16 protein-coding genes, 2 tRNA genes and 1 rRNA gene are annotated in these 22,773 nt (G+C 56.8%); 6 read left to right on the forward strand and 13 right to left on the reverse strand.

All coding sequences use genetic code 11. From position 1 onward, the window contains the following. Window positions 1–113: 113 nt before the first annotated feature. The 5 genes from BM320_RS14830 to BM320_RS14850 all read right to left on the reverse strand — a co-directional run bounded on the left by BM320_RS14830 (window position 114) and on the right by BM320_RS14850 (window position 5,057). A tRNA-Ile gene (locus BM320_RS14830) sits at window positions 114–190 on the reverse strand. A gap of 72 nt (window positions 191–262) precedes the next feature. Further along, window positions 263–338 (reverse strand) — tRNA-Ala (locus BM320_RS14835). Between the two features lie 164 nt (window positions 339–502). Then, window positions 503–1,968, reverse strand: a 16S ribosomal RNA gene (locus BM320_RS14840). Window positions 1,969–2,724: 756 nt separating this feature from the next. Then, window positions 2,725–4,302: a Mur ligase family protein gene (locus BM320_RS14845; RefSeq protein ID WP_090201596.1), complete on the reverse strand. Its 1,578-nt coding sequence runs from the start codon at window positions 4,300–4,302 to the stop codon at window positions 2,725–2,727. Continuing rightward, entirely contained in the window at window positions 4,299–5,057 is a 759-nt protein-coding gene (locus BM320_RS14850) for an alpha/beta fold hydrolase (RefSeq protein ID WP_090201597.1), read from the reverse strand. The genes BM320_RS14845 and BM320_RS14850 overlap by 4 nt, the downstream gene beginning before the upstream one ends. Window positions 5,058–5,159: 102 nt before the next feature. On the opposite strand from BM320_RS14850, the gene BM320_RS14855 reads away from it, so the two are divergent. Continuing rightward, window positions 5,160–6,332 (forward strand): ATP-binding protein, encoded by a 1,173-nt coding sequence (locus BM320_RS14855; protein ID WP_090201598.1) that lies wholly within the window; start codon window positions 5,160–5,162, stop codon window positions 6,330–6,332. Here BM320_RS14855 and BM320_RS14860 read toward each other — a convergent pair. The 6 genes from BM320_RS14860 to BM320_RS14885 form a co-directional block, all read right to left on the reverse strand. Then, window positions 6,318–6,812 carry a D-Ala-D-Ala carboxypeptidase family metallohydrolase gene (locus BM320_RS14860; protein ID WP_090201599.1) on the reverse strand — a complete coding sequence of 165 codons (495 nt, stop codon included), beginning with the start codon at window positions 6,810–6,812 and terminating at the stop codon, window positions 6,318–6,320. The genes BM320_RS14855 and BM320_RS14860 overlap by 15 nt on opposite strands. A gap of 56 nt (window positions 6,813–6,868) precedes the next feature. Beyond that, window positions 6,869–7,984, reverse strand: a complete 1,116-nt coding sequence (locus BM320_RS14865) for a transporter substrate-binding domain-containing protein (RefSeq protein WP_090201600.1) — start codon at window positions 7,982–7,984, stop codon at window positions 6,869–6,871. Continuing rightward, on the reverse strand, window positions 7,981–8,679 hold the full coding sequence (locus tag BM320_RS14870; protein WP_090201601.1) for an HAD family hydrolase: 699 nt from the start codon (window positions 8,677–8,679) through the stop codon (window positions 7,981–7,983). The genes BM320_RS14865 and BM320_RS14870 overlap by 4 nt, the downstream gene beginning before the upstream one ends. Beyond that, window positions 8,676–9,872 carry a hypothetical protein gene (locus BM320_RS14875; RefSeq protein ID WP_090201602.1) on the reverse strand — a complete coding sequence of 399 codons (1,197 nt, stop codon included), beginning with the start codon at window positions 9,870–9,872 and terminating at the stop codon, window positions 8,676–8,678. The genes BM320_RS14870 and BM320_RS14875 overlap by 4 nt, the downstream gene beginning before the upstream one ends. An 8-nt stretch (window positions 9,873–9,880) precedes the next feature. Further along, on the reverse strand, window positions 9,881–11,218 hold the full coding sequence (locus tag BM320_RS14880) for an SLC13 family permease (RefSeq protein ID WP_165615073.1): 1,338 nt from the start codon (window positions 11,216–11,218) through the stop codon (window positions 9,881–9,883). Between the two features lie 123 nt (window positions 11,219–11,341). Next, window positions 11,342–12,265 carry a LysR substrate-binding domain-containing protein gene (locus BM320_RS14885; protein ID WP_090201604.1) on the reverse strand — a complete coding sequence of 308 codons (924 nt, stop codon included), beginning with the start codon at window positions 12,263–12,265 and terminating at the stop codon, window positions 11,342–11,344. Window positions 12,266–12,401: 136 nt separating this feature from the next. Between BM320_RS14885 and katG the strand changes: the two genes are divergently transcribed. Beyond that, a complete protein-coding gene (katG, locus tag BM320_RS14890; RefSeq protein WP_090201605.1) occupies window positions 12,402–14,612 on the forward strand; it encodes a catalase/peroxidase HPI in 2,211 nt (736 codons plus the stop codon). A 72-nt stretch (window positions 14,613–14,684) separates the two neighbouring features. Here katG and BM320_RS14895 read toward each other — a convergent pair whose 3' ends face one another. Both BM320_RS14895 and BM320_RS14900 read right to left on the reverse strand, forming a co-directional pair. After that, a complete protein-coding gene (locus tag BM320_RS14895) occupies window positions 14,685–17,804 on the reverse strand; it encodes an efflux RND transporter permease subunit (protein ID WP_090201606.1) in 3,120 nt (1,039 codons plus the stop codon). Beyond that, window positions 17,801–18,943, reverse strand: coding sequence for an efflux RND transporter periplasmic adaptor subunit (locus BM320_RS14900; protein WP_090201607.1), 1,143 nt, complete (start codon window positions 18,941–18,943; stop codon window positions 17,801–17,803). The genes BM320_RS14895 and BM320_RS14900 overlap by 4 nt, the downstream gene beginning before the upstream one ends. A 267-nt stretch (window positions 18,944–19,210) precedes the next feature. Between BM320_RS14900 and BM320_RS14905 the strand changes: the two genes are divergently transcribed. From BM320_RS14905 to BM320_RS14920, 4 genes are read left to right on the forward strand one after another with little or no spacing between them, the layout of a single operon-like run. Beyond that, complete coding sequence (locus tag BM320_RS14905) at window positions 19,211–20,659, forward strand: pyridoxal phosphate-dependent decarboxylase family protein (RefSeq protein ID WP_090201811.1); 1,449 nt, start codon at window positions 19,211–19,213, stop codon at window positions 20,657–20,659. Further along, window positions 20,646–21,038, forward strand: a complete 393-nt coding sequence (locus tag BM320_RS14910; protein ID WP_207496953.1) for a rhodanese-like domain-containing protein — start codon at window positions 20,646–20,648, stop codon at window positions 21,036–21,038. The genes BM320_RS14905 and BM320_RS14910 overlap by 14 nt, the downstream gene beginning before the upstream one ends. Further along, complete coding sequence (locus BM320_RS14915) at window positions 20,999–21,757, forward strand: 5-oxoprolinase subunit B family protein (RefSeq protein ID WP_242651073.1); 759 nt, start codon at window positions 20,999–21,001, stop codon at window positions 21,755–21,757. Before BM320_RS14910 ends, BM320_RS14915 begins: the two co-directional genes overlap by 40 nt. Continuing rightward, a complete protein-coding gene (locus BM320_RS14920) occupies window positions 21,757–22,764 on the forward strand; it encodes a 5-oxoprolinase subunit C family protein (protein WP_090201610.1) in 1,008 nt (335 codons plus the stop codon). The genes BM320_RS14915 and BM320_RS14920 overlap by 1 nt, the downstream gene beginning before the upstream one ends. Window positions 22,765–22,773: the final 9 nt, after the last annotated feature.

Here is a 22,773-nt window from a genome sequence, read left to right on the forward strand (position 1 = left end):
TATTCTGATGTTGTTTCTCTCTTTACGATGTCAAACGATCAAAAGATCGTTACGTCCAGTTGGACGGCAAAGCAGCGATGCTGCTTAACGGTCAAACTGTGTCTTTTGGTTGTTGGTGGGTCGAGGAGGACTTGAACCTCCGACCTCACGCTTATCAGGCGTGCGCTCTAACCACCTGAGCTACCGACCCAACAGGGCTGCGCAGTGCTCGGTGTTTGCAAGCAAACCCCTGTCACTGCAACGCGATTGCGCAGCAATCGCTTGGTGGAGCGTATCGGGATCGAACCGATGACCCCCTGCTTGCAAAGCAGGTGCTCTCCCAGCTGAGCTAACGCCCCATAAGGTGCGTTCCACAACAGGTGGAACAAAACTGAAGAGATATGAGGACGGCCTGGCTCTAGGTCACTTCCAAGGAAGAAGTGCCTGAATATGCAAGCTTTGTTTGCTTGCTGCTAAGTGTTCCACGAAGATTGCGAACAATCTTGGCTAGGAACATCCTTAGAAAGGAGGTGATCCAGCCGCAGGTTCCCCTACGGCTACCTTGTTACGACTTCACCCCAGTCGCTGATCCTACCGTGGCCGCCTGCCTCCCCGAAGGGTTAGCGCAGCGTCGTCGGGTAGAACCAACTCCCATGGTGTGACGGGCGGTGTGTACAAGGCCCGGGAACGTATTCACCGCGTCATGCTGTTACGCGATTACTAGCGATTCCGACTTCATGGGGTCGAGTTGCAGACCCCAATCCGAACTGAGACATCTTTTGGAGATTAACTCACTGTAGATGCCATTGTAGCACGTGTGTAGCCCAACCCGTAAGGGCCATGAGGACTTGACGTCATCCACACCTTCCTCCCGCTTATCACGGGCAGTTTCCCTAGAGTGCCCAGCCGAACTGCTGGCAACTAAGGATGTGGGTTGCGCTCGTTGCCGGACTTAACCGAACATCTCACGACACGAGCTGACGACAGCCATGCAGCACCTGTCACTAGGTCTCTTACGAGAAAACCAGATCTCTCTGGCGGTCCTAGGATGTCAAGGGTTGGTAAGGTTCTGCGCGTTGCTTCGAATTAAACCACATGCTCCACCGCTTGTGCGGGCCCCCGTCAATTCCTTTGAGTTTTAATCTTGCGACCGTACTCCCCAGGCGGAATGCTTAATCCGTTAGGTGTGACACCAAAGGGCAAGCCCCCTGACGTCTGGCATTCATCGTTTACGGTGTGGACTACCAGGGTATCTAATCCTGTTTGCTCCCCACACTTTCGTACCTCAGCGTCAGTATCGAGCCAGTGAGCCGCCTTCGCCACTGGTGTTCCTCCAAATATCTACGAATTTCACCTCTACACTTGGAATTCCACTCACCTCTCTCGAACTCTAGACTGATAGTTTAGGAGGCAGTTCCGGGGTTGAGCCCCGGGATTTCACCCCCTACTTTCCAATCCGCCTACGTACGCTTTACGCCCAGTAATTCCGAACAACGCTAACCCCCTCCGTATTACCGCGGCTGCTGGCACGGAGTTAGCCGGGGTTTCTTTACCAGATACTGTCATTATCATCTCTGGCGAAAGAGCTTTACGACCCTAAGGCCTTCGTCACTCACGCGGCATGGCTAGATCAGGCTTGCGCCCATTGTCTAAGATTCCCCACTGCTGCCTCCCGTAGGAGTCTGGGCCGTGTCTCAGTCCCAGTGTTGCTGATCATCCTCTCAAACCAGCTACTGATCGTAGACTTGGTAGGCCATTACCCCACCAACTATCTAATCAGACGCGGGCTAATCCTTCACCGATAAATCTTTCCCCCGAAGGGCGTATATGGTATTACTCTCAGTTTCCCGAGGCTATTCCATAGTGAAGGGTATATTCCCACGCGTTACTAACCCGTCCGCCGCTCCTCACCGAAGTGAAGCGCTCGACTTGCATGTGTTAGGCCTGCCGCCAGCGTTCGTTCTGAGCCAGGATCAAACTCTCAAGTTGAAAGCATCTTGCGACGCTATCCTTGACGTTCGAACCTCTGCACATCACCACATGGCCTTACTGAAACCATATGGCGTTTCTCTGTTTGTTGTGCTTCAGTAACCAAAGTTACCAGAAGCCGCCAAACAGTGAAGCTGACACTCTATCATCGGACCGAAATCCTAAGAGCGTTGATATACAGACGTCTGATCCATCGAACTGAACCAAACCGCCCACATATCTCTTCAGATATATCAATTTCAAACAGCGTAGAGACAAAAGTGACCAGATGCGCCCTAACTTAGTGGCGCGCCCCGCCTCAAATACCTCAAAATTTTCTTCCGCCCCCGAACCGTCTGTCTGCGTCTCCGCTTCCGTCTGGCCCGTCCGGCGCCCCATTAGAGCGTCTCTGCTCGTCCGGTAAGGGGGGTTCTAAGGTTACTGCCCAAGACCCGCAACCCCTTTTTTCAACAAACATGCATTTTTTATGACATTCATATATTTCCTAGTGTTTTAGCATAGTTAGATGAAAAAATTGCGCGAACCTTAGGTCGGTGCGCAAGAATATTAGGCAAAATACAAACGGGATATACAACATTTAGGGTTATCCACAGGCTTGCCCACAAGACAAACAAGTTGCGCGGCCGATTCATCCGGGCGACTCGGGTGATTTGGGGCAAAATGCGTGCTGATCCGCGGAATCACAGGCCGCAGAATCAAAAAAGCCCGGCCAAATGGTCAGGCTTTTTTGATTCTTGGGCAGCGATTCCGCCGAATCTAGAGGAATCGCTGTTCTTCCAAGAGGTCCGGCAGGTCGTTTTCATAAAGCACCACATCCTGCGGGGTGATATTCGCGTCGATCTTGGCGCGGGCTTCAAAGAATGAGGCCACTTCGACGACATTCACGCGGGTCTGATCCAGCCCATCCGCAAAGCTGCGAATCCGGTTCGGGTTCACTATGTATATAGTGTCGCAAAATGCGTTGCAGGTTTTCGCCAGCCGCGCATGCACCGTGTCATGTTCCAGACCCAGCTCGGCCACCCCCGGTGTCACAAGGATCGCGCGGCCGCCACGTTCTTTGGCAAGATCGTGCAATGTGGCCACGGCAGACTTAAAGCCCAGCTCGTTCGCATTATACGCATCATCAAGGATCAGTGGCGCGCCGGCGCTTTCGACCTTTTGCAAACGGTGCGGAATTTGCGAAACGGTTTTGGTGAAATGTGGCAGGTCATCCAGCAGATCGGGATCCACATGCAATGTCAGCACAACGGCCAAAGCCGCGTTCATCACGTTATGATCGCCCAGCAGCGGCAATTCAAAGCTGACATCCGCCTGCGATCCATCCGCCCAATGCAGGCCGATCACCCAGCCACCGCCCGCAGCGGGCTGCGCGTTCACGATGACATCGGCGTTTTCAGCCCCCACCGTGATCACGCGCGCGCCGTATTTTTCCTTGAGCCTAGCAAAAGGCGCGTGTCGCAAAATTTCGGCGTTGATCACAGAGGTGCCGCCATTACCGCAGACATAGGCGACCAGTTCCGATTTCGCCCGCGCGATGGCATCAATGCTGCCAAAGCGTTCGGTATGCGCATCACCCACGGCGGTCACGATTCCCAGATTAGGCTGGGCGAACGCACAAAGCCGGTCAATCGATCCTTCGCCATACGCGCCCATTTCAGCGATAAAGTATTTATGTGACCATTGTAGGCGCCCGCGAATATGGCGGGTCAGCCCCAGCACGGTGTTGATGCTGCCCCGACTATAGAACACAGGCGCGGAGCCTTCGAGGATTTCAGCAAGGATGTGTTTGACCGTTGTTTTGCCAAAGCTGCCGGTGATCCCGATCCGCGTAGGATCCATGCGCGCCAGTTTTTCGCGCGCCTCGACGATATACTTGTCGTTGATGCGTTGCTGGAACGGTGCCAGCATCTGGTTTGCGGCAATCAAGGCAAAAGGGGCCAGTTGAATGGCAACGACCGCAAAGATGGTCCAGTAAAAGCTGAACAGAAACGGCAGGACCAGTAGTGCCGCCGCAAGCATATAAATCCGGCGCGCCCGTTCGGTCATCGCCAGTGGTTTTTTGAACCGGTATTTGCTTTCCATCCACGCAATGGCGCCCAAGGCCCCCGCCGCAATCAAAAGCACAATTGCGGGGGCATTCAACATTAGCAGCCCAACGGCAACCAAAATAACAACGCTCGCGCGGACATCATAGAGACGCACGGTTTGCAGCGCGCCGATATAGCGCGCGCCGTCGTATTCCTCCTGCTGGAAATAGGCGAGCAGCGTGCGCAGCCGTACCTTGAGCAAATAACCCAAGGTCCCCAAGAAGATCAGTTTGGACAAAATTATCATGGGCGGGCCTCTGTCAGGATATCTTTGATCACATTGGCGATCTGGTGGCGGCCACGAGTCAGGACTGACAGGTGATCAAAGGCGGGACACTCTATATATATCGACTGCGGGATTTTTGCGTGCAGCACGCGGCCTTCGGCGGGCGGGGTTGCGGTATCCTTGCCGCCATAGATCAGATGGGTCGGGGCAATAATGCGCCCGACATCATTTGTCTGATCCTCTGCGACGGTCCGCAAAAAGATATCGCGCATACCGATTTCGCGACTATGTATATAGTCGGCGCTGCCATAGATTTTTTCGAGCGCGATAATCGCGGCCTCATCCTGCGCCTGTGCTTTCTTGCGTTTGAACTGTGCGCTGCGCCATTGGCCGCGCAATTGCTGCCAAAGCGGGCGCGGCAGTTTCACCCCTGCCCCAGCCACGGCAACCAGATGCGATATCGGGCTATGCGTCTGCGCGGCAAGCCTAAGACCTACGCGCGCACCAAAACTATGCCCGATCCAGATATAGGGTTGATCGCCGGTTATTTCGGCCAGTGTTTCACGCATGAAATGCGCGTATTCATGGGTATCCCATGCGTCATCGGGGCGCGGTGTTGCGCCAAAGCCGGGCAAATCGACCAAGATGCAACGCGCATGGCCCGCGATCAGTTCGGCCACCGGCAAGAAATCGGCATGTGTCCGCCCCCAACCATGGGCAAAGACAACGGGTGGCCCGTCAGGCTTCCCCAGTTCGACGCTTGCGATCGGTTTCATCCGTATTACCTTTTTATCTCTTGGCACCCCCGCAGGTGGCGCTTGCCTGCCCGTGACCCTATAACTATCACTGAGCCAAATGATATTCTAGGACAGTAGACCGTGACCCAGCTAAATATCGCAGTTGTCTTTGGTGGCCCCACCCAAGAACATGACGTTAGTGTCGTCAGCGCACAGCAGCTGATGGATGCGGCGGATATGCGCAAACTGAACATTATCCCGATCTATCTGGACTTCGAAGGGCGGTTTATGCATGGCGACCGCCTGCGTGATCTTGGCGCATTTCGGCCCCGCCCCGGCGGGTTGAAACAAGTGCAGTTTGCATGGGGCGACAATGGCCCTTGCCTGCGCCATATGGATGGCAGCGATTTCCAAAACATCGACTGCGTGCTGCCGGTGTTTCACGGCCCCTTCGGCGAAGACGGGCGCATCCAAGGCATGATGGAATTGCTGGGCATTCCGGTCACCGGATTTAATGCGACAAATTCTGCCATTGCGATGCGCAAAGATGCGACCAAGGCGATTGTGAAAACCGTCGGCGTGAATGTGGTGGATCATGTCGTGGCAAACCATGCCACGCTGCAAAACCCCAAGGCGCTTTGCCAAAAAGTCGCCCAAGAAATTGGCTATCCGGCAATCGTGAAACCCGCCAACCTCGGGTCAAGCATCGGGGTCGGCATTGCAAAGGATGATGATACGCTGATCGCGCTGGTCCAAGCCGTGCTGCGCCAAGACGGGTTCGCGTTGATTGAACCCAAAGTGCAAAATCTGGTCGAATATAATGTCGCGCTGACATTTCGCGACGGCCAGATTTACCACTCCGCGATTGAACGGCCTAAATCATCGGCCGATTTGCTGGACTTTAAGGAAAAATATCTGGCGTCTGGTGACGGAAGCCCCCCGAAAAAGGGCGGCAAGCTCGGCAATGGGCCGGTGCCGTCACAAGGCATGCTGTCACTTACCCGCGATATCAACCCCGGCATTCCCGCAGGACTGCAAGCGCGCATTTACGAATACGCATCCGCCGCGTTTTCGGTCCTGGGGCTGCGCGGCGCGCCGCGGATCGATTTCATGGTCGACGACAAAACAGGCGAGCTATGGTTCAACGAGATCAACCCGATCCCCGGATCATACGGTTTTTTCCTGTGGGAAGCCGCCGAACCACAGTTGTTGTTTTCGGAACTGATCCAACACCTTGTCGAAGAAGCGATTGGCGACAGCCTCAAATCATTTGACGATCCGGTGCCGCAAGGGGCGCATCTACTTCCCCGCTAGGTCAAAATAATGAAACCCGTTGTGAAAGCTGTCGCCATCAAATGTCGACAGCTTTTTGCGGTTTTGATCAGCAGTACATGACACATGCACCCAGCCGTATTCACCGCAGCGTGGATCGAACTTTTCAAGGATAATTTCGTCAAATTCGGTATTATCCGCCAGCCAATGCGCAAGCGTGTCATTTGTGATGCCACCCATCATGATATCTGCCGCTTCACCATGCAAATGCTGGGAATTGTCCAAACCACCGATTTCACGGTTCAGTTGCGCACAGCGGTAGCCGCTTGTCACAAATAACGGCAGATCAAAATGATCAATCGCGGGCTGCAACACATGCTGGCACAACCGGCCCAAATTGGCGACAACATCAGCATCCGGCAAATTGTGAATGCCTTGCGCAGCGGCGGTGTCACTGCGGCATAGTGTGAACAAATCCAGATCCTTGCTAAGCATCGGATTTAGCGGATTGCTCTGATACATGCGGTTGCCCCCCGTGCGACTGGCCCAAGCATAGCGCGGGATGCTACATGGACAAGTCAGCGCGTGCCGAAATATTCCTGCAGAACGCCAGCCCAAGCCGGCCCATCCAAGATAGTCAGCAACGATAGGTTGATGGATTCGCGCAAGGGGCTGTCAGGGGGCAGCGCAATCGCGTAACGGCTGGGCGCGACAGTAAGCGGCGCGAGCTTGACACCCGTCAGGATTTTGTCGTTCACCAGATAGCGCAGCACGGCTTCTTCATGCACGAATACGTCGATCTGGTCTTCGTCGAAATTGCGTTGCACTTGCGAAAACGCGCGCATGGATTGCGTGTTGATGCCAGCGCTGTTCGCCCATTCCGCTGCCTGACTTTGGCTGATCACGGCCACCGTACGACTTTCAAGATCGGCGATTGTATTGATCTCAGGCTCCAGCGCTTGCAGGGTCAGGCTTGATGTGATGATGGCAGTGAAACTTGAAATAATCGTCACCCCGACAAACATCAACAAAAGCACAAAAAGCTGCCCGAAACGCGACCTGAGTTCGAACGGGTTGCCCTGCCCCTGAAACACCAAAAGCGCCGCCCAGATCATCGCGCGGTAAAGGCCGGACAGCGGACCTTGGGTGAAAAACTCGTTCCCGCTTCGGCGTTCCATCCACCAGTAGACAAGACCGACAAAAACCATAAACCCAAGAAGCCCTGCGACAATCACCAAGATATTCGAATGAAAAATCCGCCCCAGAAGTATGGCAAAATTTGCGCCACGGCTCCGGTCCGGCACAATGACCCCTAGTGACGCGTCGAAATAGGGAAATGAAAAATCAACGATCCGTTCATGGGCCAGATTGATCGGCAGATTTGACAGTGCGATATCAACATTCCCAGCCGCGGTTGCCAGCACTAGCTCTGCATTCGTCCCGTATTCGACATAGCGATAATCAGACGGACCAAGCCCCAGACAGCCGGCAATCATTTCCCAAAACGCGACCGCGAGCCCGTTGGGTGCTTCGCGTGACCCCATGATGAACGGCGGCGCGAATTTTGTCCCGACGATGATCGGCAGATCCGGCGTGCTGCCCAGATTCTGCGGGCAATGTTGTTGTGCGTTGGCGGGCGGCGGCGCAAAGGCGAACAAAAAGAAAGCACAGGCAATAGATAAAATTTGTTTCATGAGGACCACGCGCGCGTTTGTAAAATTGGTGTCAGCTGGGTTTGTGCGTCTAGCGGGGTTTCAAAAAGATAGGTCGGCCCCAACGCCTGCAGTTCCGCGCGATCGGTGTACCCCCATGCTGCAGCCGCTGTGCGACAGCCAGCCGCCTGCCCGCAGCGGATATCCGCCGCCGCATCGCCGACCAGTATGAATTCGGCCATTCCCAACCCCAGATCCTGTGCAAACCGTTGCGCCATTTCGGGTGCCGGCTTTGGCGCGCTGACCGTGTCGCTGGCATAGACCGCACAGAAATATTCGCGAATTTTCAACTGCTCCAGCAGTTCAAACGTGCGTTCAATATCCTTGCCCGTTGCGATACCCATCCGCAGGTCGCGCGCGCGCGCCCAGTCAAGCAAACCAACCGCCCCGTCATACATCTGCACATAGGGCGCAAGTATGCGGCTATGCTTGCGAAACGGGGCAAACATGTCTTGGGAAAGACCCAGATTGCGCATAATCTGCGGAAAGCCCATCCCGAGATATTTTTGGTATTCGGCAAATAGCAGGTCATGCGGGCGGTTTTCGTCCGGATAGATTTCATCTAGCGCGGCTGAAAACGCCAGTTTCATGACGGGCAAGCTGTTGATCAGCACACCGTCAAAATCAAACAGCAGCGCCTTGGGGCGGAATGGCAATTTCGGGTCAAATGCGCTCATCCGTCTTGCACGCCTTGAACGACATAAAGATCATCGACGACGGGAATAAAACTGCCGATTTCACGGCTGAACGCCTCGTAGATCGCGGGCAGCGCGAGCCCGCGTTTGCGGACCAGACTTTGGTTCAGGCCGATCAGGAATTGTTTGGCTTCGCGCAGAGGATCCGTGTCCACACCGTTCAACACGGCAAGCGCAAGCTCCATCGCGACCTCGCCCTGCTCGGAGCCGGCAATGGCGACCGTCATCATGCCGCCATCGGCGACAAATCTTGTGTTCACGCCAAGAACCGGCAGTTTTGCATGCAGTTCGGTCCATGCGACAAGATCTTCGGCGGGGACCGGCAGCCCGTTGGTATCAAGCACGTTTTGATAATTCGCGATCAATAGCATCAGGTCCCGCGCGTTTGCCGTCGCGACTGCGGCCTCCCACTGAGCAAGATTTGCTGCGTTGACAGGGGCCGCGGCTGTAAACGGACCCCAATCTTGTGCCAGATAGTTTTCGCTTTCCGTAATTGCGGTCGGCGAGGCATCGTTCAGCATCATTATTCCGGCAACATCACCCGCATAGGCGCGTTCAAGCGAGACGAGCGTTTCGATCAGCGCGTCATAATTCTTACGCTCGAAAATGCCGGAAACATTGCTGGCCTGTTCATAACCATAAAGCGCGGTCCCGCCGTTCACACCGGCAAAGACGACCGCGGGCAATGGACCGTCTGCAGGCCGGTCGAGTCCGAAAAAATCTAGCGCGGGCGTGGCGCACCGCCCGCCCGATATCCAGTCATTCAGCCTCTGCGCCAACGCATAGCGATCCGCGTTTTCATGCAGCGCAAGCTGGTTGAAGCCAACCAGCGCTTGCGCCAGATCATCGACCAGAATGATCACCTCAGGCTTCCAGTCATCAAGCGTGAACCGTACTTCGGCGGCAGCATTTTTGTAGAAATTGCAGTCGGGGTGATTGCGCAGGTTCATATAGTGGGTGCGCAGGTTCAGATGCGGGCCGCCCGATTGCTGCGCTGTCCCCGCGGCGCGCCGGATTCCGTCATCGACATCATTTACCCATGCAAGGTCGGTATTATAGGAATGCACCACCAATATTTTGGCCTGTGCATCATTTTGCATCAGCACAAGCCGCCCGACCACGAACAACAAGGCGCCAATAACGGCAAACTTCGCAAGCACAAAGACGTGTTTCATCAAGTCCCCTAGATCAGGTTCAACGCTTTCCAGAATGGAATGCTCAGAAAAATTGCGCCGCAGCGCAGCAGATAAAAAAAGACGTTAAAAAAGATAAGCGACGACATCCGGTAGCTGATACGCTCTGCATCCAACATCGTGACATTTTGTGAAAAAACGCCGTGCTGATAGGGCCAGATAAATCCTTCAGATACCGTTAAGATCGTAAAGCCCAACACCCAGGGCGAAATGCCAATCGTTTGCGCAAAAGGCAGCAGTGCGGTTGCCAGAATGATAAAGGCGGGCGCGCCCGGAACCGCCAGCCGGATCACAAAAACACCTGCCATCGTGATTGCAAAGCCAAGGTAAATATTGCGTTCAAATATCGGCACCAAAAGCGGCATCTGGTCTGCCAGCCATTGGCTAAGCCCCAGATGATCCAGCATCGGCCCCCATGCCACAACCGTGGCCACAAAGATCAGGGTCGGCCAGTCAAACTTGCTGCGCAGCTTTGCAAGTGTCAGCCCCGAAAAGAAAAACACCGCCATCGCGAGCGCCAGGACAATCCATTCAAGCGGAACTTGATGTATCGGGCGCGTCAGGATGGCCACAAGCAAAAACACATAAAGCCCAAGTGTCGCCCAATCGCGCAGCGGGTCGACGTGAACCGTATCTGTTGCCTGCATCGCGGCACGGGGCCCTGCACCGCGTTTGGCGCCAAATACAAACAGCGCCGCCGCAAACCCCACGGCAATCACCAAGCCCGCAACGCTTGCTGCCTGCAACCAGCCAAGCCATTGATAACGGTTGCTTGTCTGATCATCGAGCATGCCAAGAAGTACAAAGTTCAACGGATTGCCCGTCAGGATAATCGTCGACAACAGCGTCGCGCCATGAATATGCGCCAGTGCCAAAAAACTGTTACCAGCCGCCTGTGCGTTCTGGAAAAACCGGTGCACAAGCGGTTGCACCATGCTTGCCCGGCCCAAAGGCGAAGGCACAACAAGGGTCATCAACACACCGGCAGCCACAACCGCCAGCAACCGCATCGGAAAAGATGCGTTTTTGCGCACCAGCACCGTTTCAAGCCGGTGCAACCACGCGGTTTCGGCGAGCAGGGCCGCCAGCACGAATATTCCGAAAATCAGAAAGAAAACCTGCGAATAAAAGCCGCTAAACGCAATTTCGCGCGGCACAATGCCCAGCAAGACCACAATCAGCAACAGCGCAAGTCCCGGTACAAAATCCGGCGTCAGACGGAAAATCCACATGACAATCGCGGCAAGTGCAAAACACAGAAATTCGGTCTGGTGCAGCGGCAATTCCGGCGCGATCTGCAAATAGAGCAACCACGGCAGCAACCCCACAAGACACCATGCAAGAAGGTCGCGCGCCGCATATCTTGCTGACTGTATTTCTATGGAACTGGTGTCCGCCAATGTGCAATCCCGATAAATTATGCCCAAACGATAGTTCAGGCATAGGTAATATCAAGAACTGAATTTCGCGTTAAACGTGTCCAAACGCACTTTCGCGGCCGCAAGCACCTGTTTGGAAAGCAGATCGAATTGCGGCGCCAACGGATTTGACTTGCGCCAAACCATGCCCACGGTGCGGGTGGGCTGCGGCGTTGCGAAACGGCCGATGCACACCGGAGCCGCCCGTGTTTCAACGTCAATCGCCATCTCCGGGATCAGGGTCACGCCAATTCCGGCACCGACCATCTGCACCAATGTCGACAGCGAAGACCCGTCCAACCCTTCGCGCGGCACCGCAGTCGGAAAATTGCAAAAAGAAAGCGCCTGATCGCGGAAACAATGCCCTTCTTCCAATAGCAGCAACCGCATAAGCCGCAATTCGTCGATATCCGGACATGGACGGCCCCGATGTGATTCGTGCCGCACAAGAACCATAGGCTCTTGAAACAGGGCAATTTCCGTCATCCAAGGTTCCGCAACAGGCAAGGCAACAATTGCAGTATCAATCCGCCCCTCTGCCAGTTCCTGAATCAGACGCGGGGTCACGGTTTCGCGTATCTGCACGTCAACATCCGGAAAGGTCCGGTCCAACTGGCCGATCAGCTGCGGCAACAGGTAAGGCGCAATTGTCGGGATCACACCGATACGCAACCGCCCCTGCAGGCCGCCTTGCGCCGCGCGTGCCATTTCGCCCAGTTCATCAACCGATTGCAAAATCGCGCGGACCCGCCCCGCAAATTCAACACCAAATTGCGTCAATTGCACATGCCGCGAACTGCGTTCAAACAGCACCGTGTTTAGCAATGTTTCAAGTTCTTTGATCTGCACTGACAGCGCGGGCTGCGAGATGGCACAGGCCTCTGCCGCGCGGCCAAAATGGGCGTGGCGCGCAAGCGCTTCGAAATAGCGCAGTTGTTTTAATGTCAGCCCATTCATAACTTCAGATTATCGTTATCATTAGAAATTGCAACTTAAACTAATTCTAAATCTATGCTAGCTGTGTCGCGAACAGCGCCGCAATGTGGCGCGGTGATCAACAAAACATCAGGCTTTGCCAGAATCGGAGAATAACATGGACGGAAACAACGTCGGGAAATGCCCTGTCGCGCATGGCGGAGCAGCAAATACAACAGTTTCAGGTCGCGCCAGCCGCGAATGGTGGCCAAACCAGCTGAACCTGCGCATTTTGCATCAAAACGCCCCCGCCGCCGACCCGATGGGCGCTGATTTTGACTATGCGGAAGCATTCAAAGCGCTTGATCTCAAGGCGGTTAAGGCGGATCTGACCGCGCTGATGACCGACAGCCAAGATTGGTGGCCTGCTGACTATGGCCATTACGGCCCGCTGTTTATCCGCATGGCCTGGCACTCTGCGGGGACATACCGCACCGCCGACGGTCGTGGTGGAGCGCGCAGTGGCACGCAGCGTTTTGCGCCGCTCAATAGCTGGCCCGATAACGGCAACCTCGACAAGGCGCGCCGCCTGCTGTGGCCGATCAAACAAAAATACGGCAACAACATTTCATGGGCCGATCTGATGATCCTCGCGGGGAACGTCGCGCTGGAATCAATGGGGTTCGACACATTTGGTTTTGCCGGTGGCCGCGCCGATGTCTGGGAGCCCGAAGAAGACATCTATTGGGGCGCCGAGACCGAATGGCTGGCCACATCCGACAAGGCAGGCAGTCGTTATTCCGGTGATCGCGAACTTGAAAACCCGCTGGCCGCCGTGCAGATGGGCCTGATCTATGTGAACCCCGAAGGGCCGGACGGCAACCCTGATCCGCTCGCCTCTGCTTTCGATATCCGCGACACATTTGGCCGCATGGCAATGAACGACGAAGAAACCGTCGCGCTGGTCGCCGGTGGCCATACGTTCGGCAAGGCGCATGGCGCGGGCGATCCTGCCCTTGTCGGTGCAGAGCCGGAAGGCGCCCCGATGGAAGCAATGGGGCTTGGCTGGGCGAATAAATTCGGGTCGGGCAAAGGTGTTCACACCACAACCAGCGGCGTCGAAGGCGCATGGACCGCGACCCCGACACAATGGGACATGAGCTTTCTTGAGACATTGTTGAACAACGACTGGGAGCTAACCAAAAGCCCCGCAGGGGCAAACCAGTGGAAACCCGCAAACGGCGCATTGGCCAATGCCGTGCCTGACGCGCATGACGGGTCCAAACACGCGCCGATGATGACAACGGCGGATATGGCGCTTAAACTTGATCCGATCTACGGGCCGATATCCAAGCGGTTCCTCGACAACCCTGCCGAATTTGCCGATGCCTTTGCACGTGCGTGGTTCAAGCTGACCCACCGCGATATGGGGCCAAAATCGCTGTATCTGGGCGCTGAAGTCCCCCAAGAAGACCTGATCTGGCAGGACCCGATCCCGGCGGTCAATCATGACCTAATTGATGCGGGCGATATTGCCGCGCTCAAGACAAGAATCTTGGGCAGCGGGCTGACCATTTCAGAACTTGTTTCAACGGCTTGGGCGTCCGCGTCCACATTCCGCGGGTCTGACAACCGTGGCGGCGCGAACGGTGCGCGCATCCGTCTTGCCCCCGCCAAAGATTGGGAAGCCAACGAACCAGCGCAACTGGCCAAAGTTCTGGCCGCGCTGGAAACGATCCAATCGGAGTTCAACGCAAGCGCAGGCAGCAAACAGGTTTCTATCGCAGATCTGATCGTGCTGGGCGGCAGCGCCGCTGTCGAACAGGCGGCTAAGAATGCGGGCCACGCCGTCGATGTACCGTTTACACCTGGCCGGATGGACGCCACGCAAGAAGACACGGATGTTGAAAGCTATGCGATGCTCGAACCCCAAGCAGACGGGTTCCGCAACTATACACAGCAAGATTTCAGCGTTCCTGCTGAAAAACTGCTGGTTGACCGCGCGCAGCTTCTGACGCTTTCAGCGCCTGAAATGACCGTTCTGGTTGGTGGCTTGCGCGTGTTGGGTGCCAATACGGGCGGTAGCAAACACGGTGTATTTGGTGACAGCGCTGACAAGCTGACAAACGCATTCTTTACCGGATTGCTTGATGCCGGTGTCGCATGGAAATCAGTGGATGGCGAATCCAACCTGTTCGAAGCCGTCGACCGCAAGACCGGCAAGGTGACCGCCACCGGCACCCGTGCCGATCTGGTCTTCGGGTCAAATTCACAGCTACGCGCCATCGCCGAAGTCTTTGCCCAAGATGATGCCGCCGCGCGTTTCGTTGCGGGGTTTGTCGCGGCATGGGTCAAGGTGATGGAACTGGATCGCTTTGATCTGAAATAAGGCGCAAGCCAAAAAGCAAAAGGGGCGCGGCCATCGCTGGCCGCGCCCCTTTTCTTTTGCGTATCGCGCGCCCTATTCGGCAGGCATCAATGCCGCGTTGCCGCGAAATCGTGCCGCGCGGCGTTCGCCCAGCATCAACATGGCGGGGGTTACTAGCAGTGTCAGGACCGTCGCAAAAACCAGACCGCCGGCAATCGCGCTGGACAGTTCTGTCCACCATTGGCTGGACGGCGCGCCATAGACGATTTCGCGGGTGAAAAAGTTGATATTCAGCCCGATCACCATCGGCATCAGCCCCAGCGCCGTGGTGACAGAGGTCAGCACAACAGGCCGCAAACGCTGCGCACCTGTGCGCAAGGCCGCCTCAAGCGGGGAAAGCCCGTCGCGTTTGAATTCGTTATAAGCGTCGATCAACACGATGTTGTTGTTCACCACAATCCCCGCAAGCGCGATCACACCGATCCCGCCCATAACAACCCCGAACGGCCGCCCCGTGATCATCAGCCCCAACAGAACACCCGCGATTGAAAAGACAATCGCCGACATCACGATAAACGCCTGCCAGAAGCTGTTGAACTGGGTCAACAGGATCAGGAACATCAGCCCGATAGCCGACACAAATGCCCCCATCAAAAAGATCATCGACGATGCTTGGTCTTCGGCTTCACCGCCAAATTTCACTTCGATTCCAGCGGGCACGCCCAGCGAAGGCAGCGCCGCTTCCAGAGCGACAGTCTGGTCATTGGCCAGAACATCCGGCGCAACATCAGCGGAAATTGTCACAACGCGTTCTTGGTCAATGCGGGTGATAATCCCGCTGCGCGGCGCCGGAATGAATGACACAAAGTTCGAAATCGGCACAAGCCCAGAGGCCGTTGGCACGCGCAGTGATTCAAGTTCGGCCAAGGTCCGGTCCACGGCAGGGAAACGCACAACGATATCGACCTCTTCGTCGGTGTCATCGGGGCGGTAGTCCGCGACTGTGATCCCACGCGTCAGCAATTGCACCGCCTGCCCCAAAAGCGCGACATCAGCACCGCTGCGCGCGGCCTCTGACCGGTCAACGCTGATCTGCCATTCAACGCCGGGGCTGGGGCGACTGTCGACCACGTCGATAAACCCGCCCATGCGATCCATCTCGGTAAGAATAATTTGCACAGCGGCCTCTTGGTCGGCCACGTTATTACCACGGATCTCAAGGTTGATCGGCTTGCCGCCGCCTGGCCCGCCTGAATCGGTTTGCACCTGAATATCAATGCCGGGGATTTGCGCCATATCGGCGCGAATATCTTCGGCGATCAGGGCGACGGGGCGGCGTGTGTCCCATTCTTGCAGTTCAAGCTGGATCGACCCGATCACATCGCCGCTACTGCTAGAGGCACCTGACCGCGCATAGATGCTGGCGATTTCATCATAGTTTGCAAGCTTGGCTTCGACCTGCCGCACCAATGCGTCCTGTTCATAAACCGAGAAATTATCCTTGGCGCGCACTTCCACTTGGGCATAATCCGGTTCGACCGACGGGAAGAACGTCAACCCGTTGCCAAAGGTGCCATAGGCCGCAAACGACCCGACCAGCGCCATCACCGCAAAGCTGAGCGTAATCCAAGGGCGCAGCAGCGACCATTCCAGCACCCGCACGTAACCGCCCATAAAGCCGGTCATTGTGCGCGGATCGCCACGTTCGGCGGCATACATCTGCGCCTTGGCTTTCTTGGATTGCGGCTGGCGTTTGCCGATCAACCCGCCCACAACCGGAATAAACACAAGCGCCATGAACAAGGATGCCGCAAGGGTCGCGATCACCGTGATGGGCAGGAATTTCATGAACTGACCTACGATGTCTTTCCAGAACAACAGCGGCAGGAACACGCACAGCGTGGTCGCGGTCGAGGCGATAATCGGCCATGCCATGCGCTTGGCGGCTTCGGCATAGGCGGCTTTGGGTGACCGGCCTTCGTGCAGGTAACGGTCGGCGAGTTCGACGGTCACAATCGCCCCGTCAACCAGCATCCCCACCACCAGAATAAGCGAGAAAAGCACGACGATATTCATCGTGTAACCCATGAGATACAAGGCCGCGACCCCTGTCAGAAACGCCCCCGGAATAGCCAGCCCCACGAGGATCGACGACCGCAACCCGAGCGCATAAACCACGACAACCATCACAAGGAAAATCGCGGCAATCACGTTTGCCTCTAGGTCGGAAAGCATCGAAATAACGGTTTCGCTTTCGTCCAATGTATAGCGGATCTGCACGCTTTCGGGCCATGCTTCGGCGGATTTTGTAACCACTTCGCGCACGGCGGCAACCGTTTCGATGATATTCGCGCCTGACCGTTTCTTGATTTCAAGCGCCAGCGCGGGCTGGCCATTGATGCGCGCAAATCCGGTCGGGTCAACAAATGTGCGGCGGATCGTGGCAACATCGGCAAAGGTCACAACCGTCTGGCCACGCACCATCACGGGCAATTCCATCACGTCTTCAAGGTCTTCAATCAGCCCCGGCACCTTAAGCACCAAACGCCCTGCCTCGCTCTCGATGGCGCCCGCTGCGATCAGCTGGTTATTGCGGGTGATGGACCCGATCAATTCGTCGAAGGACAGGTTATAGGTTTCAAAAACGGTCGGGTCGATCAGCACCTCGAGCAATTCTGTGCGCTTGCCGCCCACGTCCACCTCGAGCACGCCGCCCAGCGCCTCAATGTCGTCTTTGAGATCCTCGGCAATGGTGTTGAGCGTGCGTTCTGGCACAGGGCCGGACAGAATAACCGTCAGAATGGGGAACAGCGCGGTGTTGATTTCCGTCACCGTGATATTCGCCTCTTGCGGCAATTCGTTTTCGGCTTTGTCGGCGGCTTCGCGCACCTTGTCCAAAGCCTCGTAGGAATCAAAGCCCGCTTCAAATTCAAGCTGAACGCTTGCGTGGCCTTCGCTGGCAGTGCCCGTCATGGATTTCAGACCTGTCAGGGAAGCAAATTCAACCTCCATTGGGCCGACAAGCACATCCTCGGCATCTTCTGGCGAAATCCCGTCTAGGCTTGTGGAAACATAGACAATCGGGATCGGAACCTCTGGGTTACTTTCCTTGGGGATATTCACATAGGATGCCGCGCCGACGGCCAGCAGGAACACAAGGATCAGCTGAACAACTTTGCTGCGTTTGAACGCTGCATCAATCAGCGCGTTCATTGGGACGCATCCGCTGTCTGGTCAGCGACCGGCGGCTGCGGATTCACCAGATCACCCGCATTCACAAAGCCCTGACCGACGGTGATAATATCCGCAGTATCGGGCAGGCCGGTGACCCAGATACCATCCGGCTGCGCGCGCACAATTTCCACCGGACTAAAGGCCACGATATTGCCTTCGGCCACGGTTTTCACGCCCAGATCGCCATTTGTGCCCAGCGACAGGATCGCAGGGGAAATAAAGTGTCCGCGCGCCTGACCTGTCGGAATTTCGATCCGCGCACTAAGCCCTGCCGGCATTTCGCTATTGGGGTTTTCGACTGTGACCTCGACACGGAATGTGCGGGTCTGCGCATCGGCGTTACTGCCGATAAAGCCCACAACGCCGGTGCGTTCTTCGCCTGTGATAAATGACACGCGCGCGGCGTCACCTTTGCTAAGCCGCGAAAGCGCCTGTTGCGGCACCTGCACCACCACGCTAAGCGGATCATTATCAAGCACTTCGGCCACGGCATCGCCATTGTTCACAAATTCACCCTCATCAAGGGTCATATCGTTCAGCCGGCCCGCAAAAGGTGCGGTGATGATCGTGTTATCCAGCTGCTCGACAGCGGCGGTTACAGCGGCCTCTGCGGCGGCTTGCGCGGCGCGCGCGGCTGTTACGCGGTCTTCGGTGGCCAGACCACGGTTTTGGAGCGAAAGCGCGTTTTCATAGTCGCGGGTGGCTTGGTCCAACTGGGTTTGCGCCTGCAATACCTGCGCTTCGATGGTTGTCGCGTCAATCCGGCCAAGCTCTTGGCCGGCAACGACCAGATCACCGCGTTCGACAAGAACCGATACGATCTGCCCGCTAGATTTTGCGCTGATCATTGTGGCCCGATCCGGCGTTGATTGCCCTTCGGCGGTCAGCACCAATTGCACATCTTGTGCCGAAGACGGGATCACGGCCACGGTCACGGCGCTGGGTGCTGTGTCTTGCGCGGCCTCTTCTTCAGGGACTTCCGGCGCGAAACGCCCGCTGCCCATCCAACCGACCATTGCAAGCCCCATCAGGATCGCAACCCATTTGGAACGGCCGGCCCCTTTGTCGCCATCAAAATTCAGCCTTCCAACCAGATTTGGCGCCCCATCATGTGACATGTCGTTATCCTTTGATCCTGAATCGGTCCATGCAGCCAGTCTGCCACGCGTAATTTGGTCTTAGTTAGGGCCGCACGCCCTTAGTTACCAGTGCGCCGCCCTAGAAAACATACGTAATTTTGCAGTCCACGGATATACCGCATACAAAGTCAACGGATCGTTGCCGCATATCTGGTGCAGTTGCCGGTCCACAAACACGCGTCTGCGCCGATCAAAAGCTGATTTCAATGCTTGTCATTTTGGCCGCCAGACGGCCTATTTGGTGACATGAACGATTTACCGAACCACCCTTCGCTTGATCCTGACGACTGGGATGCATTTCGTGCGCGCGCACACCGGATGCTGGATGCCGCGATCGACCAAATGGCGCAGGCGCGCGATGGTCGGGTTTGGACAGCGGCGCCCGAGAATATAAAAACCCTGACGCCGCCACCCACCAAAGGGGACGCGGCGAAATCCGATGCGCAGATGAAGGCCCTTTTGCCATACGGCGTTGGCAACACCCATCCGCGCTTCTTTGGCTGGGTCCACGGGTCTGGTACACCGTCAAACATCATTGCCGAAATGGTTGCCGCCGCGATGAACGCCAATTTGGGCGGGCGTGATCATGGCGCGATCTATATCGAAAAGCAGGTGGTTGATTGGTGTAAATCCATTTTTGGTTTTCCGGACACGGCCAGCGGTCTGGTGGTTTCGGGCACCTCAATCGCCACGCTTATCGCGCTCAAGACCGCGCGCGACCGTATGACGGATTTTGCCGCGCGCAAGGCGGGCGGCACGGCGGGGCTGGTTGGCTATACCTCGACACAAACCCATTCTTGTGTGGCGCGCACGTTTGATATGCTTGGGCTGGGCAGTGACGCTTTGCGCAAGATTCCGGTGAATGCCGCGTTTGAAATCGACACCGAAGCGTTACAAGCCGCCATCACAGCCGACCGCGCCGCGGGGCTGACCCCGTTTGCCATAATCGGCACGGCGGGGGCGGTAAATGTCGGGGCGATTGATGATCTAGCGGCCTTGGCCGACATCGCCGCATCTGAAAACCTGTGGTTCCATGTTGACGGTGCCTTTGGCGCGACCGCGATCCTGAGCGACAAGATCAAACCGCGCCTTGCCGGTCTGACCCGCGCCGATAGTATTGCCTTTGATTTCCACAAATGGCTGCATGTGAATTACGATGCCGGGTTCATTTTGATCCGCGACGCTGATGCGCACCGCCGCGCCTTTTCCGAACGCCCCGACTATTTGGCCCCCGCCGCACGCGGGCTGGCCGCTGGCAATCCGTGGCCCACGGAATACGGACCAGAGCTGTCACGCGGGTTTCGTGCGCTGAAAATCTGGGCGCAACTGATGGAACATGGCACCGAAAAGCTGGGCCAGTTAATCACGCAAAACTGCGATCAGGCGCAATATCTGGCGGGACTGGTCAATGACGACCCCGCATTTGAATTATGCGCGCCCGTTGCCCTGAATATCTGCTGTTTTCGCTACACGGCCCTTGCAACCGACCTTAGCCGATTGAACGCCGAAATTGTGATCCAGCTCCAACTGGAAGGGGTCGCGGCCCCATCGACAACTGTGCTAAGCGGGGACACTGTGATCAGGGTGAACATTACGAACCACCGGACGACATACGCCGATTTGGATATTCTGTTGGCCGCCACCCGCAAGATTGGCGCGCAACTGGTGCAGGAGAGAAAATTTGCAACCGCTTAAGACAAGTGCCGCCCAAATGGTGGCCAAAGCCCGCGCCAAGATCACCGAGATCGAAACAAGCGATGCCATCGCGCTGCTTGCTGATCCTGATGTGGTCTTTGTTGATCTGCGCGATGTACGCGAACGCCAACGATCGGGCGCGATCCCACGCAGTTTTCACTGCCCGCGCGGCATGGCGGAATTCTGGGTCGACCCCGACAGCCCCTATTTCAAGGATATTTTCGCCCAAGACAAACGTTTCATCTTTCATTGCGCCTCTGGCTGGCGGTCGGCGCTGACAGTTGCCACGTTAAACGACATGGGGTTCGAAGCCGCGCATCTGAAAGACGGATTTATTGATTGGGCCAAACAAAACGGGCCGGTTGCGCCGTGCAATTAGCAGCACCTGAGATCTGCCCGCTTGGTATCGACGGGGTGCTGGTCCGTTTCGCGCGCATCCTGTCCGAGGAGGCCAATACCCGCGCGATCGGCTTTGCCGCGCAGGTCAAAGCCGCGGGTCTGCACGGGGTGCAAGAGGTCGCTTCGTCGCTGACATCCGTACGGGTCGCGTTTAACCCTACCCTGACCAACCGCGCGGATATAACCGCGCAACTGGCCGAAATTCTGACGCAACCTGCCCATGCTACAGCAACGCCGCGCCGCGCCTGGCGCATCCCTGTCGCCTTTGGCCCCGAACACGCGCCACAACTGGCCGAAGCCGCAGCACTGGCGGGCGTCACCCAAGACCAAGCTGTTAAACAGATTACATCGCAAACCTTGCGGGTTATCGCGCTTGGCTTTGCGCCGGGGCAGCCCTATCTGGGGATGTTACCGCCGCATTGGGATATCGCGCGCCAGTCCGAATTGACGCCCAAAATGCCGAACGGCGCTTTGGTCGCGGCGGTGCGGCAGTTGATCATTTTTGCCGCCGACGCGCCCACAGGCTGGCGCCATATCGGGCAAACGGCATTTCGGGTCTATCAGCCGGATGCGCCCGAACCCTTTGCGTTCCAGCCTGGTGACAGCGTGCAGTTTTGCGCCGTTGGCGATAGTGAACTTGATGCCCTGCGCAACCGCGGCGACACCAATGGCGGCGCGCAAATGTCGGTGGTGACCTGATGCCAAACCTGATGATCGACAGTATCGGACCCGGTGTCACGGTTCAGGATCTGGGCCGCCCGGGATGGACCGCGCAGGGGCTTTCCACCGGCGGGGCCGCTGACCGTTTGGCCCTGCTCGAGGCCGCAGCGATCCTTGGCGCGCCGCTTCATGCGGGGCTGGAAATGATGGGCTTTGGCGGGGTGTTTCGTACCGATGCGGACACGCGCATCGCGCTGACGGGTGCGCAGATGCAGGCCGATATTGATGGTGTGCCAATAGCGCCAAACACCAGCGCGTTCCTGCGCGCAGGGCAAAAGCTGACAATCGGCGGGGCAAAGCGCGGGGTGTATGGCTATCTTTGCTTTGCGGGCGGGGTCACCACGCCGCAAATCATGCAAAGCCGCGCCACACATCTGACGGCAGCAATTGGCGGGCTGTTGCAGGCGGGGCAAACCCTGCCGATTGGCAAGGACCCCGACCCGTCTGCGCCCGCGCTGCGGCTGACAAACACCGACCGCTGCGCAGGCGGCGTGGTGCGCGTGATGCCCGGCCCGCAAACCGGTTTCTTTGATGCCAAGACGCGCGCGCGCTTCGCGCAAACCACATTCACCCGCAGCCCGCGCGGCAACCGCCAAGGTGTGCGGCTTGATCATGACGGGGAAGGGTTTACGCTTGCGGGCGGGCTTAATATCACCTCTGATCTGATTGTTGCCGGCGATATCCAGATGACCGGCGACGGGGTGCCCTATGTCTTGCTGGCGGAATGCCAGACCATCGGCGGCTACCCGAGGATCGGTAGCATCCTGCCCGCCGATATCCCGATCATCGCGCAGGCCGCGCCGGGGGCAAGGCTGCAATGCAGGTTTGTAACACTGGCAGAGGCGGATGCTACGGCCATTTCAGACGCCCAAACCCTGAAGTCATTGCGCAGCCGATGCGCGCCCATTATCCGCGACCCGCATGACATCGCGGATCTGCTCGGCTATCAACTGATCAGCGGCGTTACCGCCGGAGATGATATGTAAATGGGGGCC

Source organism: Yoonia tamlensis, from assembly GCF_900115105.1.
Classification (GTDB): domain Bacteria; phylum Pseudomonadota; class Alphaproteobacteria; order Rhodobacterales; family Rhodobacteraceae; genus Yoonia; species Yoonia tamlensis.

Excerpts from the sequence above, each read along its gene's own strand:
- BM320_RS14845 (WP_090201596.1), bottom strand. The coding sequence starts at position 4,302 with ATGATAATTTTGTCCAAACTGATCTTCTTGGGGACCTTGGGTTATTTG.
- BM320_RS14850 (WP_090201597.1), bottom strand. The coding sequence starts at position 5,057 with ATGAAACCGATCGCAAGCGTCGAACTGGGGAAGCCTGACGGGCCACCC.
- BM320_RS14860 (WP_090201599.1), bottom strand. The coding sequence starts at position 6,812 with ATGTATCAGAGCAATCCGCTAAATCCGATGCTTAGCAAGGATCTGGAT.
- BM320_RS14865 (WP_090201600.1), bottom strand. The coding sequence starts at position 7,984 with ATGAAACAAATTTTATCTATTGCCTGTGCTTTCTTTTTGTTCGCCTTT.
- BM320_RS14870 (WP_090201601.1), bottom strand. The coding sequence starts at position 8,679 with ATGAGCGCATTTGACCCGAAATTGCCATTCCGCCCCAAGGCGCTGCTG.
- BM320_RS14875 (WP_090201602.1), bottom strand. The coding sequence starts at position 9,872 with ATGAAACACGTCTTTGTGCTTGCGAAGTTTGCCGTTATTGGCGCCTTG.
- BM320_RS14885 (WP_090201604.1), bottom strand. The coding sequence starts at position 12,265 with ATGAATGGGCTGACATTAAAACAACTGCGCTATTTCGAAGCGCTTGCG.
- katG (WP_090201605.1), top strand. The coding sequence starts at position 12,402 with ATGGACGGAAACAACGTCGGGAAATGCCCTGTCGCGCATGGCGGAGCA.
- BM320_RS14895 (WP_090201606.1), bottom strand. The coding sequence starts at position 17,804 with ATGAACGCGCTGATTGATGCAGCGTTCAAACGCAGCAAAGTTGTTCAG.
- BM320_RS14900 (WP_090201607.1), bottom strand. The coding sequence starts at position 18,943 with ATGTCACATGATGGGGCGCCAAATCTGGTTGGAAGGCTGAATTTTGAT.
- BM320_RS14905 (WP_090201811.1), top strand. The coding sequence starts at position 19,211 with ATGAACGATTTACCGAACCACCCTTCGCTTGATCCTGACGACTGGGAT.
- BM320_RS14920 (WP_090201610.1), top strand. The coding sequence starts at position 21,757 with ATGCCAAACCTGATGATCGACAGTATCGGACCCGGTGTCACGGTTCAG.